Annotated in this window: 11 protein-coding genes; 9 read left to right on the top strand and 2 right to left on the bottom strand. The window is 54.9% G+C overall.

Features of this window, described 5'->3' with window-relative positions; genetic code table 11:
* Window positions 1–180 precede the first annotated feature (180 nt).
* Window positions 181–603 carry a type IV pilin protein gene (locus tag ACI43T_RS04235; RefSeq protein ID WP_009174638.1) on the top strand — a complete coding sequence of 141 codons (423 nt, stop codon included), beginning with the start codon at window positions 181–183 and terminating at the stop codon, window positions 601–603.
* 137 nt (window positions 604–740) lie between these two features.
* Here the strand turns inward: ACI43T_RS04235 and ACI43T_RS04230 are convergent, their stop codons facing one another.
* A complete protein-coding gene (locus ACI43T_RS04230) occupies window positions 741–1,469 on the bottom strand; it encodes a YebC/PmpR family DNA-binding transcriptional regulator (RefSeq protein ID WP_009174639.1) in 729 nt (242 codons plus the stop codon).
* A 324-nt stretch (window positions 1,470–1,793) separates the two neighbouring features.
* Between ACI43T_RS04230 and ACI43T_RS04225 the strand changes: the two genes are divergently transcribed.
* The 3 genes from ACI43T_RS04225 to ACI43T_RS04215 all read left to right on the top strand — a co-directional run bounded on the left by ACI43T_RS04225 (window position 1,794) and on the right by ACI43T_RS04215 (window position 6,368).
* Window positions 1,794–3,221, top strand: a complete 1,428-nt coding sequence (locus tag ACI43T_RS04225; protein WP_009174640.1) for an alanine/glycine:cation symporter family protein — start codon at window positions 1,794–1,796, stop codon at window positions 3,219–3,221.
* A 171-nt stretch (window positions 3,222–3,392) separates the two neighbouring features.
* Window positions 3,393–5,228, top strand: coding sequence for a lytic transglycosylase domain-containing protein (locus tag ACI43T_RS04220; RefSeq protein ID WP_377079588.1), 1,836 nt, complete (start codon window positions 3,393–3,395; stop codon window positions 5,226–5,228).
* Window positions 5,229–5,438: 210 nt separating this feature from the next.
* Window positions 5,439–6,368, top strand: a complete 930-nt coding sequence (locus tag ACI43T_RS04215) for a Tat pathway signal sequence (protein ID WP_138627938.1) — start codon at window positions 5,439–5,441, stop codon at window positions 6,366–6,368.
* Window positions 6,369–6,459: 91 nt separating this feature from the next.
* Here the strand turns inward: ACI43T_RS04215 and pepN are convergent, their stop codons facing one another.
* Window positions 6,460–9,063, bottom strand: a complete 2,604-nt coding sequence (gene pepN, locus ACI43T_RS04210; protein WP_405385630.1) for an aminopeptidase N — start codon at window positions 9,061–9,063, stop codon at window positions 6,460–6,462.
* A gap of 431 nt (window positions 9,064–9,494) precedes the next feature.
* Between pepN and ACI43T_RS04205 the strand changes: the two genes are divergently transcribed.
* The 5 genes from ACI43T_RS04205 to nqrE are packed head-to-tail and all read left to right on the top strand — an operon-like array spanning window position 9,495 to window position 14,065.
* Window positions 9,495–10,838: a Na(+)-translocating NADH-quinone reductase subunit A gene (locus ACI43T_RS04205; protein WP_314107751.1), complete on the top strand. Its 1,344-nt coding sequence runs from the start codon at window positions 9,495–9,497 to the stop codon at window positions 10,836–10,838.
* Between the two features lie 2 nt (window positions 10,839–10,840).
* Window positions 10,841–12,073 (top strand): NADH:ubiquinone reductase (Na(+)-transporting) subunit B, encoded by a 1,233-nt coding sequence (locus tag ACI43T_RS04200; protein ID WP_405385629.1) that lies wholly within the window; start codon window positions 10,841–10,843, stop codon window positions 12,071–12,073.
* Window positions 12,066–12,842, top strand: coding sequence for a Na(+)-translocating NADH-quinone reductase subunit C (locus ACI43T_RS04195; RefSeq protein ID WP_009311195.1), 777 nt, complete (start codon window positions 12,066–12,068; stop codon window positions 12,840–12,842). The genes ACI43T_RS04200 and ACI43T_RS04195 overlap by 8 nt, the downstream gene beginning before the upstream one ends.
* A complete protein-coding gene (locus tag ACI43T_RS04190; protein ID WP_009174648.1) occupies window positions 12,842–13,468 on the top strand; it encodes an NADH:ubiquinone reductase (Na(+)-transporting) subunit D in 627 nt (208 codons plus the stop codon). The genes ACI43T_RS04195 and ACI43T_RS04190 overlap by 1 nt, the downstream gene beginning before the upstream one ends.
* Before the next feature lie 3 nt (window positions 13,469–13,471).
* Window positions 13,472–14,065, top strand: a complete 594-nt coding sequence (gene nqrE, locus ACI43T_RS04185) for an NADH:ubiquinone reductase (Na(+)-transporting) subunit E (protein WP_003741087.1) — start codon at window positions 13,472–13,474, stop codon at window positions 14,063–14,065.
* Window positions 14,066–14,099: the final 34 nt, after the last annotated feature.

Below are 14,099 nucleotides of genomic sequence, written 5' to 3'. Positions count from 1 at the left end.
ATAACGCATTGTTAAAAAAGATTTTTTTAAAACCGGTTTTCCTAAATATTGCATCCTGCTTACATAAATTCCCAAATTCAGAATTTATCTGTACATATAACTTTTCAAATGACTTTATAATACTGCAATTACGGCCCGCCGACGGCGGCGGGATACAACCTTTTTTCTAAGACCGACACCATGAAAATAAAACAGCAAGGCTTCACCTTAATTGAGCTGATGATTGTCATCGTTACCATCGCCCTACTGGCCACCATCGCCTATCCTTCCTACGCCAAATACATCCGCCAAACCCGCCTGGCCGCGGTGCGTTCCGAACTATTGCAAAACGCGCGCACCCTCGAACGCTACTATACGCAGAAAAGAACGTTTAAAGACTTCAGCAATGACTCATTGGTACAAAACGAATATTTCGACATCTCGCTGACCAGAAACGACGCTGCGGGTTTCGAACTCAAAGCCGAACCGAACGCTGACAAAAACCCCGACGAAAACTGCATCATCCACCTCAGCGACAGCGGCATCGTTTGGGCGACCAACAAAGATGGCACAACCGACGACTGCCCCGGATACGAAAAACTCACCGACCCGGCCCAGCCGTAACTGCCGCCGTTGAGGCCGTCTGAAAAGCCGCCGATACGGTTTTACGGCTTTCAGACGGCCTCAATACGACTCAAACGCCCAAACAAAACCTGCCTGCAACCCCGAAAGTTGCAGGCAGGTTTCGTTTGTCGTCGGGCTTATGCCAAATCCAGTATGGCGGAAGTATAAACATCCTGCACGTCGTCCAAATCTTCCAAAGCATCAATCAGTTTCTGCATTTTGACGGCGTCTTCGCCGGAAAGTTCGGTTTCGTTTTGGGCGCGCATGGTGACGTCGCCGTCAACGGATTTGTAGCCTGCGGTTTCCAATGCCGCTTTCACGCCCGCCCAATCGTTCGGGGCGGTGATGACTTCGATGGAGCCGTCGTCGTTGGTGATAACGTCTTCCGCACCGGCTTCCAGAGCGGCTTCCATCAGCGCGTCTTCGTCAACGCCGGGTTCGAACACCAGATAACCCTGATGCACGAAGTTGAACGCCACGCAGCCGTCGGTGCCCAAGTTGCCGCCGTTTTTGGTGAACGCATGGCGCACGTCGGCGACGGTGCGGGTTTTGTTGTCGGTCAGGCAGTCCACCATCAGCGCCGCGCCGCCGATGCCGTAGCCTTCGTAGCGCAATTCGATATATTCCACCCCTTCCAAGTTGCCCGTACCTTTGTCGATGGCGCGCTGCACGTTGTCTTTGGGCATATTGTTTTCGGCGGCTTTTTCCAAAGCCAGGCGCAGGCGCGGGTTGGCGCCGGGGTCGCCGCCGCCCATGCGGGCCGCAACGGTGATTTCTTTAATTAAACGGGTGAAGATTTTGCCGCGTTTGGCATCTTGACGGGCTTTTTTATGCTGGATATTCGCCCACTTGCTATGGCCTGCCATATTTGATTTCCTTTCCTCCGCCGCCGTTTTCAGACGGCCTTTGCTTAAATTTCGAAGCTGCGATTCTAGCATAAGATTGCAACGTCCAAAAACTCCGCCCGCCGTTTTCAGACGGCCTCCCGCGGCCGCCTCAGCGTTAGAAGGCGTTAAGCGGAACCTGTTTTTTCGTTTTAATTGTAAACAATTTAAGGTATGATGGGGCGGCATACCCGTTTCGCCGCGGGCTGCAACGGAAAGGCGGCAGGTGTAGTTTCCGGCCGTTTTACGTTAATCCGAACTTTATTTTCAAGATGAGGTTTCCAACCTTTTTTCGAGGTACTGTCTATGGAAGAGATGTTGTCTGCGCTGGTGGGCGCGGTCAATCTGGTGTTGTGGGACTACCTGCTGATTTATGCCCTGCTCGGCATCGGCCTGTTCTTCACCATCTATCTGGGCGCGCCGCAAGTTACCAAACTCGGCGCGGGTTTCAAATCGGTATTCGGCGGCTTGTTTGCCAAAAAAGACCCCGCCGACAAAGACCATAAATCATTGTCGCAGTTTCAGGCGCTGGCAGTGGCGGTATCCGCCCAAATCGGTACCGGCAACGTCGCGGGCGTGGCCACGGCGATTACCGCCGGCGGGCCGGGCGCGGTGTTTTGGATGTGGTTTTCCGCGGTTTTGGGCATGTCGACGATTTTTGCCGAAGCGCTGCTGGCGCAGAAATACCGCGTGGTCAGCCACGGCAAGTATATCGGCGGCCCCGCGTTTTACATCACCCACGGCCTGACGCCGAAAATCGGCCGCGGCGCGGCGCGTTTCCTGTCGGGCTTTTTCTCGATTGCGCTGATTATCGCGCTGGGCTTTATCGGCAATGCGACCCAGTCTAATTCGATTGCTTCGGCGGTAACGGTGGCTTTCGACGTGCCGGCACTGGCGGTCGGCATCGGCCTGGCGGCACTGGCGGGACTGATCATCGTCGGCGGCGTCAACCGCATCGCCAATGTCGCCCAATTCGTCGTGCCGTTTATGGCGGTGATTTACATCATCTGTGCGGTTGTGATTCTGTTTCAATTTTCCGACCATATTTCGCCGATGATTAACCATATTTTCGTGGCGGCGTTCAATCCGGAAGCAGTGTTGGGCGGCGCGGCCGGTATCGGGATGCGCGAAGCGGTGCGCTTCGGCGTGGCGCGCGGCCTGTTTTCTAACGAAGCGGGGATGGGTTCCACTCCGCACGCCCATGCGACGGCGGATGTAAACCACCCCGTACAGCAAGGGATGGCGGCGTTTGTCGGCGTGTTTATCGACACGATTCTGGTGTGTACCGCCACTGCGCTGATTATCCTGCTCACCGATGCCGACAAACTGGGTTTGCAGGGGGCGGCGGTAACGCAGCAGGCGTTTGTGATTGCCTTCGGCGGCTTCGGCTCGCAGCTTTTGGCGATCTGCCTGACCTTCTTCGCCTTCACCACCATCATCGGCTGGTATTACTTCGGCGAATCCAACATCCGCTTCCTCTTCCGCGGCCGCCATTTGGGCATTTACCGCACGCTGGTACTGGCCGCGATTGTGTTGGGCACGCTGGGCAAAGTGGATTTGGTGTGGAGCCTGTCGGACATGTTCAACGGCTTCATGGTCATTCCGAACTTAATCGCCCTCTTTCTGCTGCGTAAGGAAATCCGCGCGGTTTACACCGACTATCTGGCGCAAAAAAAGGCAGGTGCCGGTTTGTCGTACCAATACGAGTTTCACGAATTTCACGACAACCAGTAAGCCCCGTATCGCCGTGAGGCCGTCTGAAAACGCAACCGTCTGTTTTCAGACGGCCTTTACGTTCAAAATGTAAATCTTGGTTCGCAGCCGATATACCCGCCGCAAATCAGATAGAATAACGGCCTCAACAGATTTTCACGACGAAGAAACACAGAAAGACTGAAAGCTCGCATGAACATAAAACGCACACTCTCCGTATCCCTGACCCTTTCGGCCGCCGCCGTTTTGGCGGCCTGCTCCTCCCAACCCGCGCAGCAGCCGGTAACGGTCGACGTTTCGAGCAGCGGCATTCCTTCGCGCAAGGCCGACAGCCAGTCCAAAATCCTTTCCGATTACAGCCAATACGAAGGCGCGCTGGAAGCGGCCAAACGCGGCGACGACGTATGGCCGCAACAGTTTCTGGCGCAGGCAAGCGACAGTGCAATGGCGGAGAACGTGCGCAACGAATGGCTGAAAAATCTGGGCTACCGCGGACAGTGGGCCTTGTTCCAACAGGAATACGCCAAACTCGACAAAGACGGCCGCGCGCAGGAAGTGCAGTGTTATGCCGACCTGAACGGCGGCAACTACGCCAAAGCCGCCGATTTGGTGCGTGAAACCAAAAAACTGCCGCAGGGCTGCACCCGCTTCATCGAAAGCGCGGCCGCTTCAGGCCGTCTGAACGGCGACGACGCCTGGCGGCGCGTGCGCGGATTACTGGGCAACAGCCAGACCACCGACGCCCGCAATCTGGCCGCCGCACTGGGCAGCCCGTTTGACGGCGGCGGCCAGGGCGCGCAGGAATACAGCCTGCTGTCCGTCATCGGCAAAGACGCACGCAAAAGCCCCGCCGCAGCCGCCACGCTCGCGGGCATGGAAAGCGGCCTGAGCCGCGCCCAAAGCAGCTACGCATGGGGCGTATTGGGCCATTATCAGGCGTTGAACCAAAACATGCCCGCCGCATTGGGCTATTACAGCCGAGCCGCCGAACGCGGCCAGTTCAGCGACGAACAATGGGAATGGTACGCCCGCGCCGCCCTGCGCCTGCAACGCTGGAACGACTTGGCCGGCATCATTCAGACCATGCCCGCAAAACTGCAAAACGACCCGACATGGCAATACTGGCTCGCCCGCAGCCTGAGCGCACAGGGCGACAGCACCCGCGCCGCAGCCCTGTATGAAAAAGCCGCCGCGTCCGGCCGCAACTTCTACGCCCTTTTGTCCGCCGAAGAACTCGGCAGAAGCGTCAGCACGCGCAACACCGTCGGTTCGTCGGAAAAAGGCGGCGTGAAACGCATGGAAAAAGACGGAGCCATCAACCGCGCACTGGTTCTGTTCAAACAAAGCCAAACCAGCGGCGATTGGAAAATGCGCCGTCAGGCACAGGCCGAATGGCGTTTCGCCACCCGCGGCTTTAACGAAGACAACCTGCTCGCCGCCGCACAGGCCGCGTTCAACAACCAATTCTACGACATGGCCATCAACAGCGCCGACCGCACCGATACCAAGCTGGACTTCAACCTGCGCTACCCCGCCCCGTTTAAAGAAACGACCGAGCGCTACGCAACCCAGGCCGGCATCGATCCCGCATGGGTATACGGCCTCATCCGCCAGGAAAGCCGTTTTGCGATGGGCGCGCAGTCCAGCGTCGGCGCACAGGGCCTGATGCAGGTCATGCCCGCCACCGCCCGCGAAATCGCAGGAAAAATCGGCATGAACAGCGAAGAGCTGTACACGATGGACGGCAACATCCGCATGGGCACATGGTATATGTCCGACGCGAAACGCCGCCTGCAAAACAACGAAGTGATGGCCACCGCAGGCTACAACGCCGGCCCAGCCCGCGCCCGCAACTGGCAGGCCGCCACGCCGTTGGAAGGTTCGATTTACGCCGAAACCATCCCGTTTACAGAAACCCGCGATTATGTGAAAAAAGTGATGACCAACGCGACATACTACGCCTCGCTGTTCAACGAACGCCAAACTTCGCTCAAACAACGCATGGGAACTGTTCCGGCACGTTATTGATTGGTCCTGATGACATGAAGAGGCCGTCTGAAAAATTTTCAGACGGCCTTTGTTTATATGTAAACATTCCTAAACGGAAGTTTGCCAAACTTGCAAAACTTTCGTAACCCTTTTCTGTCCCAAGGCAGGCAACGGTTGGTTGCCGATTCGGATGGCGGGCTTTACTGCCGCCATATGTTCAAACGTTTTCATCTTAACCAGGAACCGTATATGAATATGAAACGCAGTATTTTGCTCCCCCTTCTTCTCGCCTTCAGCGGCGCGGCCCTTGCCCAACCCGCCGAACTCTCCACTCCGATACGCGGCATCACTTTGGAGAGCACCGACAATCTCGATATGACCCTCAAACTCATCAAATCCAGCCGGAAAAGACTGACAGTCCGCCTCGTGATGGATGATGACGACATTTCGGCTTATAAAAAGGTTGTGGATGCGTTGGCGCCCCACGCCAATGTTATGGTGCAGATTCTTGATTCCGAACAAATGCCGAACTACAGCGTGGAAAAAATCCGCAGACGCACCACACGGGCAATGAATGCTTTTGGCGACAAGGTTGCGTTATGGGAAATCGGTAACGAACTCAACGGCAACTGGGTCGGCAGTTCTCCGCAGGAAATCAACGCCAAAGCACAGGCTGCTTACGAAGTCGTCAAAAAACGCAACGGCAAAACCGCGCTTACGCTCAATTATTGGTCCAGCCCGAATTGTTATGAAAAAGACTGGGAGGCCACCTCAAAATATGCAGAAAGCCTGCCAGCCAGCCTGCGCAATGTAGACTATGCTTTCCTCTCTATTTATGAAACTGTCTGCACCCCTGCCCAACACCCAAGCAGCAATGATTTGGCAAGAACATTCAACCACTTCAAAGGCCAGTTCAGTAAGGCTACCAAGTTCGGCATCGGTGAAATCGGTACGCAGGACGAAAGCGATGAACAAAAACCGGCTACTTTGGAAGAGAAAAAACGTATCGCCAATTACTATTACGGTTTGCAACAACCGTTGTATGCCAAAATGGGAGACCGTTATGTCGGCGGCTATTTCTGGTGGTATTTCCACCGCGATGCCACCCTTCCCGAAGTGAACGGCGGGCGGAAAGACAACTTATGGCCGACCCTCAAAGGCTTGCTTGAACAGTTATAAACCCCGCGCCGTTTATTTTGAAAGAACGGCAGTTTGATAAAACGGTCTGCGGCATCTGTCCGCAGACCTTTTTTGCATTTTTCAGACGGCCTCAATCCAAAATCTTGCCGACGATTTCGCCTACGTCTTTCGACAATCCTTCCTGCGCCCGAATGCGCTGCAATTCTTGTTTCACCAAGTTTTTACGGTGCGGTTCGAGCTTGTTGCAGAGGTTGAACGCCTGCACCAGACGGGCGGCGACCTGCGGGTTGAAGCGGTCGATTTCGATGACTTTGTCGGCGATGAAGCGGTAGCCGCTGCCGTCTTCTGCGTGGAAATGCGGGACGTTGCGGCTGAAGCTGCCGATGAGCGAGCGGGCTTTGTTGGGGTTTTCGAGGCTGAATTTTGGATGCTGCAGGGCGGTTTGTACCTGTTGCAGGGTGTCGCTACGGCGGCTTGAGCCGACGAGGGCGAAATATTTGTCCATCACCAGCGCGTCGTCTGAAAACTTGTCGGCAAACTGCGCCAGCAGGCGGTTGCGCGTATCGCTTTCGTTGCCGTTGACGGCGGACAGGATGCCCCATTCGTGGGTCATGTTTTGCGCCATTTCGCCGTATTTTTCGGCAATGGTTTCGATGTGCGCGGGGTCGGCGCGCAGGACGAAGGCGCGGCAGACGTTGCGCAACGTGCGCCAGCCGGCGGTTTCGGGGCTGTACTCGTAGCTTTGGTTTTCCTGCTTCGCCGCCTGACGGTTCAATTCGTGCCATTTCGGCAGGAAGTGGACGGCAAGCGTATCCAACAAGGCTTCGCGCGCCTGATGATAGCGCAGAGGGTCGATGTTTTCCGCGCCATCCCATAGTTCGGCTTCAGACGGCACGCCCAAAAGCAGGGCTTTGAAGGCGTTGTCCAAGAGGTCGTCTGAAATGACTTTTTCGACGGCGGCAAGCAGTTTTTCGTGTTTCGGCAACTCGACGCCGTCTGAAAGCGCGGCAAGGTTGGCGGCGACGGCGCGGCGGTAGAGCGTTTGGGCGGCTTCCCAGCGCGTGAAGGCGTCGCTGTCGTGGGCGAGCAGGAGCAGCAGGTCGTCGTCGCTGTACGGATAGTTCAGATGCACCGGCGCGCTGAACCCGCGCAGCAGCGAGGGAACGACGGCTTCGGTTACGCCTTCGAGCGGGAAGGTCTGTTCGGCTTCGGTCAGCAGCAACACGGCTTCGGTCGCGCGTTTGCCCTGATAATCGAATGCCACCGCTTCACCGTTGCGGTTCAGCAGCCCGATTTTGACCGGAATCATCATCGGCTGTTTGTCTGCCATATCGGGCGTGGGCGGCACGGTTTGTTTAATGGTCAACTCAAAAATATTGTTTTTCAGACGACCTTCCGCTTCCAAAACGGGCGTGCCCGCCTGGCTGTACCATAAGGCGAACTGGTCGAGATTGATGCCGTTCGCGTCCGCCATCGCCGCGCGGAAATCGTCGCAGGTAACGGCCTGTCCGTCGTGGCGTTGGAAATAGAGCTTCATGCCTTTCTGGAAGCCCTCTTCGCCGAGCAGGGTGTGATACATCCGCACCACTTCCGCGCCTTTTTCATAAACGGTCATGGTGTAGAAATTGTTCATCTCCTCATAGCTGGCGGGGCGCACCGGATGCGCGGTCGGGCCTGCGTCTTCGGGGAACTGGTGCTGGCGCAAAAGGCGGATGTTTTCAATGCGGCGCACGGCACGGCTGGCGCGGTCGCCGGAAAATTCTTGGTCGCGGAACACGGTCAGCCCTTCCTTCAGCGAAAGCTGGAACCAGTCGCGGCAGGTCACGCGGTTGCCCGTCCAGTTGTGGAAATATTCGTGTCCGACCACAGATTCGATGCCTTCGAAATCGGTATCGGTGGCGGTGCGGCTGTCGGCGAGGACGAACTTGGTGTTAAAAATGTTCAAACCCTTGTTTTCCATCGCGCCCATATTGAAATCGCCCACGGCGACGACCATGAAAATATCCAAGTCGTATTCCAAACCGAAGCGCGTTTCGTCCCACTTCATTGCGTTTTTCAAGGATTCCACGGCAAAGCCGACCTTGGGCTTGTCCGCTTCGGTGGTGTAAAACTCGATTTTGACGTTTCTGCCGCTCATGGTGGTGAAACGATCTTCCGTGACCGCCAAGTCGCCCGCGACCAAAGCAAACAGATAGCTCGGTTTGGCAAACGGGTCTTCCCATTTCACCCAATGGCGGCCGTCTGAAAACTCGCCGCCGTCGATTTTGTTGCCGTTGGAAAGTAAAACGGGATAGCGTTTTTTGTCCGCGACGATGGTGGTCGTGAACTTGGACATCACATCCGGACGGTCGATGTAGAACGTGATTTTGCGGAAGCCCTCCGGCTCGCACTGGGTAAACAGATTGCCGCCTGAAGCATACAGCCCCATCAGCGATTTGTTTTCCGCCGGCAGGATTTCGGTTTCCACTTCAACGGTGAAGCGTTCGGACGGCACGCCCGCAATCGTCAGCGTCTCGCCTTCCAACACATAATCCACAGCCGCCCCGTTGATTTTGACGGACAAAAGTTTCGCCGAACCGTCCAACACCAGCGGCTCCCCCACCCTCTGCGGCTCAACCGTCAAACGGGATTTCACGACGGTTTGCGGTTCGGCAATGTCAAAATGCAGGTCGGTTTCGAGAATGCGGTAGGCAGGCGTTTGGTAATCTTTCAGATAACGGACGGTTTTGCTCATGGTTCTAACCTCTCAAAATAAAGAATATTGGTTTCATATGGTTTCAGACGGCCTGTTATTCAAGAGCGGCGGCAGGAAATAAGGCCGTCTGAAAAATGCTTCCGCATACATTCGACTACACAATTCGTTTATATCGGAATATCAAAACAGCATTCCCTTAGCGCGGCCACATCCGTCAGCAAACCTGCATCACGCAAATTCCAAACAGCCGTTAAAAAATTTTCATTCACACCTAAATGGGATTTTCTCCGGCCAATTTGGCAAAATCATGGTTCCTCCTGTAAAATCAATCGATTTTTTCCGCATTAAAAACAGCCCTTCAGGGCTGTTCAATCCGGCCGGCCGGTGCATTTTCGGCCAACCCATTCCGCCGCGATGCACCGATGCAGACGGCAACCCTGTTTTTAACCTACCAAAAGTAACGCATCCCTATGATTAAAATCAAAAAAGGCCTAGACCTGCCCATCGCGGGCAGACCGGAGCAAGCCGTTTACGACGGTCCGGCCATTACCGAAGTCGCGTTGCTTGGCGAAGAATATGCCGGTATGCGCCCCTCGATGAAAGTCAAGGAAGGCGATGCCGTCAAAAAAGGCCAAGTGCTGTTTGAAGACAAGAAAAATCCGGGCGTGGTGTTTACTGCGCCGGCTTCCGGCAAAATCGCTGCGATTCACCGCGGCGAAAAGCGCGTGCTTCAGTCGGTCGTGATTGCCGTTGAGGGCGATGACGAAATCGAGTTCGAACGCTACGCGCCCGATGCGTTGGCAAACTTAAGCGGCGAAGAAGTGCGCCGCAATCTGATTCAATCCGGTTTGTGGACTGCGCTGCGCACCCGTCCGTTCAGCAAAATCCCTGCCGTCGATGCCGAGCCGTTCGCCATTTTCGTCAATGCGATGGATACCAATCCGCTGGCGGCAGACCCTGTGGTCGTTATCAAAGAGGCTGCCGAGGATTTCAGACGAGGTTTGCTGGTGTTGAGCCGTCTGACCGAACGCAAAATCCATGTTTGTAAAGCAGCCGGTGCGGACGTGCCGTCTGAAAACGCCGCCACCATTGAAACACACGAATTCGGCGGCCCGCATCCCGCAGGTTTGAGCGGCACGCACATTCATTTCATCGAGCCAGTCGGTGCGAACAAAACCGTTTGGACCATCAATTATCAAGACGTGATTGCCATCGGACGTTTGTTCGTAACAGGTCGTCTGAACGCCGAGCGCGTGGTTGCCTTGGGTGGCCCGCAAGTCAACAAACCGCGCCTCTTGCGTACCGTTTTGGGTGCGAAGGTGTCTCAACTTACCGCCGGCGAATTGGTTGACGCGGACAACCGCGTGATTTCCGGCTCGGTATTGAACGGCGCGATTGCGCAAGGCTCGCATGATTATTTGGGACGCTACCACAATCAGATTTCCGTTATCGAAGAAGGCCGCAGCAAAGAGCTGTTCGGCTGGGTTGCGCCGCAGCCGGACAAATACTCGATTACGCGTACGACCCTCGGTCATTTCCTGAAAAACAAACTCTTCAAGTTCACGACAGCCGTCAACGGCGGCGACCGCGCCATGGTACCGATCGGTACTTACGAGCGCGTGATGCCGCTGGACATCCTGCCTACCTTGCTTTTGCGCGATTTAATCGTCGGCGATACCGACAGCGCGCAGGCTTTGGGTTGCTTGGAATTGGACGAAGAAGACCTCGCTTTGTGCAGCTTCGTCTGCCCGGGTAAATACGAATACGGCCCGCTGTTGCGCAAGGTGCTGGAAACCATTGAGAAGGAAGGCTGATTATGGGCTTGAAACATTTTCTGGAAAAAATCGAACCGCACTTCCTGCCGGGCGGCAAGCATGAAAAATGGTATGCCCTCTATGAAGCTGCGGCGACGATTTTCTACACATCCGGCGCGGTAACGCGCAAAGCGGCACACGTCCGCGACGCGCTCGACTCCAAACGCATGATGATTTTGGTGTGGCTGGCTTTGTTTCCCGCCATGTTTTACGGTATGTACAACGTCGGTGCGCAGGCATTCGGCGCGCTGACGCCAGATTTGCTGCAACAAAGCATCGCCAACGACTGGCATTACGCCCTTGCCAACGCTTTGGGCATCAATATGTCGTCTGAAGCGGGCGCGTTGGGCAAAATGCTGTTCGGCGCGATTTACTTCCTGCCGATTTACGCGACCGTATTTATCGTCGGCGGTTTTTGGGAAGTCTTGTTTGCCACCGTGCGCAAACACGAAATCAACGAAGGTTTCTTCGTGACTTCGATTTTGTTCGCTTTAATCGTTCCGCCTACGCTGCCGCTGTGGCAGGCTGCCTTGGGCATTACCTTCGGCGTGGTGGTTGCGAAAGAGGTATTCGGCGGTACGGGTAAAAACTTTATGAACCCCGCGCTGGCAGGCCGTGCCTTCTTATTCTTTGCCTATCCCGCCAATATTACCGGCGACACTGTTTGGACAGCGGTTGATGGCTATTCCGGCGCAACTGCGCTGGCGCAATGGGCGGCAAATGGTTCAGAAGGCCTGAAAAATGCCGTTACCAATCAATCCATCACTTGGATGGATGCGTTTATCGGTAATGTGCCGGGTTCCATCGGCGAAGTATCCACTTTGGCGCTTTTAATTGGCGGCGCGTTTATCGTGTTTGCCCGCATCGCTTCTTGGCGCATTATTGCCGGCGTGATGATCGGTATGATTGCCATGTCTTCGCTGTTTAACGTCATCGGTTCAGACACTAACCCGATGTTCAGCATGCCTTGGTACTGGCATCTGGTCGTCGGCGGCTTCGCCATCGGTATGCTGTTTATGGCGACCGACCCCGTTTCCGCTTCCTTTACCAATGTCGGCAAATGGTGGTACGGCGCGCTAATCGGTGTGATGTGCGTGTTAATCCGCGTGGTCAATCCGGCTTACCCTGAAGGCATGATGTTGGCGATTCTGTTTGCCAACCTGTTTGCCCCGATTTTCGACTATTTCGTCGCACAAGCGAACATCAAACGCAGAAAGGCGCGCAGCAATGGCTAAGAAATTCGATAAAGACAGCTTCAGCGGCACGCTGATTGTGGTGTTGGCGGTCAGCCTGATTTGCTCGGTCATCGTGGCAGGCGCGGTTGTCGGCTTGAAACCGGTGCAGGAAAAGCAAAAGGTTCAGGACAAGCAAAGCTACATCCTGAGCGTTGCCGGTTTGCTCGATAAAAATACCGACATCAGCAAAACCTTCGCCGACCGCATCGAACAACGCGTGGTCGATCTGGCGACCGGCGAATATGTGAAAGACGCGCCGAAAGATTTCAGCGCACGCGTTGCCGCCAAAGACCCCGCGCAAAGCATCCAAATCAAACCTGAAGACGATTTGGCAGGCATCAAAAGCCGCGCCAAATACACCGAAGTTTATTTGGTAAAAGGCGATGACGGCAAAGTCAGCCAAATCATCCTGCCTATGCACGGCAACGGTTTGTGGTCGGTCATGTACGGTTTCGTCGCCATCCAACCCGACGGCAATACCATCAACGGCATTACCTACTACGACCAAGGCGAGACTCCGGGCTTGGGCGGAGAAATCGGCAATCCGTTGTGGCAACAAAAATTCGTCGGCAAAAAACTCTTTGACGAACAAGGCAAACTTGCCCTGCATGTTTCCAAAGGCGGAAGCTCGGACAAAGAACATGGCGTAGATGCCCTTTCCGGCGCATCGCTGACTTCCAAAGGCGTACAAGGTTCGTTTGCCTACTGGTTCGGCGAAAACGGCTATATCCCCTACCTGAACAAATTGAAATCAGCAGGAGCACAATAATGGCTGATATGAAACGCTTGAAACATTTGATGTTTTCACCCTTTATCGATAACAACCCGATTGCCTTGCAGGTCTTGGGTATTTGTTCGGCGCTGGCGGTTACCACCAAACTTCAGACGGCCATCGTGATGGGTATTTCCGTCAGTTTGGTAACCGGTTTTTCCAGCTTCTTCATCTCGCTGGTGCGCAACTACATCCCCAACAGCATCCGTATTATCGTGCAGATGGCGATTGTCGCGTCGCTGGTTACTCTGGTTGACCAATTGTTGCAGGCCTATGCCTACGAATTGTCCAAACAGCTCTCCGTATTCGTCGGCCTGATTATTACCAACTGTATCGTGATGGGGCGTGCCGAAGCCTTCGCCATGAAAGAGCCGCCGCTGGAAAGCCTAGTGGACGGTATCGGTAACGGCGCAGGTTACGGCATGATGCTGATTATCATCGCCAGCATCCGTGAATTGATCGGTTCGGGGAAACTCTTTGGATACACCATTTTCCAAACCGTACAGGACGGCGGCTGGTATCAAACCAACGGCCTCTTTCTGCTGGCACCGAGCGCGTTCTTTATCATCGGCTTTTTGATTTGGGGTTTGCGTACATGGAAACCCGAACAGGCGGAGGAATAAGACATGGAACATTATTTAAGCCTTTTTGTGAAATCCGTCTTTATTGAAAACATGGCGCTGTCCTTCTTCTTGGGCATGTGTACTTTTCTGGCGGTATCGAAAAAAGTATCCACCGCATTCGGCTTGGGCGTTGCCGTTACTTTCGTACTCGGCCTGTCCGTCCCAGCCAACCAGCTCGTTTACTCGCTGCTCAAAGACGGCGCGATTGTCGAAGGCGTGGATTTGACCTTCCTGAAATTCATTACCTTCATCGGCGTGATTGCGGCTTTGGTGCAGATTTTGGAAATGTTCTTGGACAAATTCTTCCCCGCCCTCTACAACGCGCTGGGTATCTACCTGCCGCTGATTACCGTAAACTGCGCGATTTTCGGTGCCGTTTCATTTATGGCGCAGCGCGAATACAACTTCGGCGAATCCGTCGTGTACGGCTTCGGCGCGGGCTTGGGCTGGATGCTGGCGATTGTCGCTTTGGCGGGCATCACCGAGAAAATGAAATATTCGGACGCTCCCAAAGGCCTCAAAGGACTGGGCATCACCTTCATCTCCGCCGGCCTGATGGCGATGGCGTTTATGTCGTTTTCAGGTATCCAGTTGTAAAAACGTTCAGGCCGTCTGAAAAATAGAACGGAAG

This window comes from Neisseria oralis (genome assembly GCF_045062685.1).
Classification (GTDB): Bacteria; Pseudomonadota; Gammaproteobacteria; order Burkholderiales; family Neisseriaceae; genus Neisseria; species Neisseria oralis.
Note: the sequence above shows the minus strand (reverse complement) of the source record. Positions and strands in the feature narration are given on the sequence as shown.

Coding starts and splice junctions, on each gene's coding strand:
- ACI43T_RS04235 (WP_009174638.1), top strand. CDS start 181: ATGAAAATAAAACAGCAAGGCTTCACCTTAATTGAGCTGATGATTGTC.
- ACI43T_RS04230 (WP_009174639.1), bottom strand. CDS start 1,469: ATGGCAGGCCATAGCAAGTGGGCGAATATCCAGCATAAAAAAGCCCGT.
- ACI43T_RS04225 (WP_009174640.1), top strand. CDS start 1,794: ATGGAAGAGATGTTGTCTGCGCTGGTGGGCGCGGTCAATCTGGTGTTG.
- ACI43T_RS04220 (WP_377079588.1), top strand. CDS start 3,393: ATGAACATAAAACGCACACTCTCCGTATCCCTGACCCTTTCGGCCGCC.
- ACI43T_RS04215 (WP_138627938.1), top strand. CDS start 5,439: ATGAATATGAAACGCAGTATTTTGCTCCCCCTTCTTCTCGCCTTCAGC.
- pepN (WP_405385630.1), bottom strand. CDS start 9,063: ATGAGCAAAACCGTCCGTTATCTGAAAGATTACCAAACGCCTGCCTAC.
- ACI43T_RS04205 (WP_314107751.1), top strand. CDS start 9,495: ATGATTAAAATCAAAAAAGGCCTAGACCTGCCCATCGCGGGCAGACCG.
- ACI43T_RS04200 (WP_405385629.1), top strand. CDS start 10,841: ATGGGCTTGAAACATTTTCTGGAAAAAATCGAACCGCACTTCCTGCCG.
- ACI43T_RS04195 (WP_009311195.1), top strand. CDS start 12,066: ATGGCTAAGAAATTCGATAAAGACAGCTTCAGCGGCACGCTGATTGTG.
- ACI43T_RS04190 (WP_009174648.1), top strand. CDS start 12,842: ATGGCTGATATGAAACGCTTGAAACATTTGATGTTTTCACCCTTTATC.
- nqrE (WP_003741087.1), top strand. CDS start 13,472: ATGGAACATTATTTAAGCCTTTTTGTGAAATCCGTCTTTATTGAAAAC.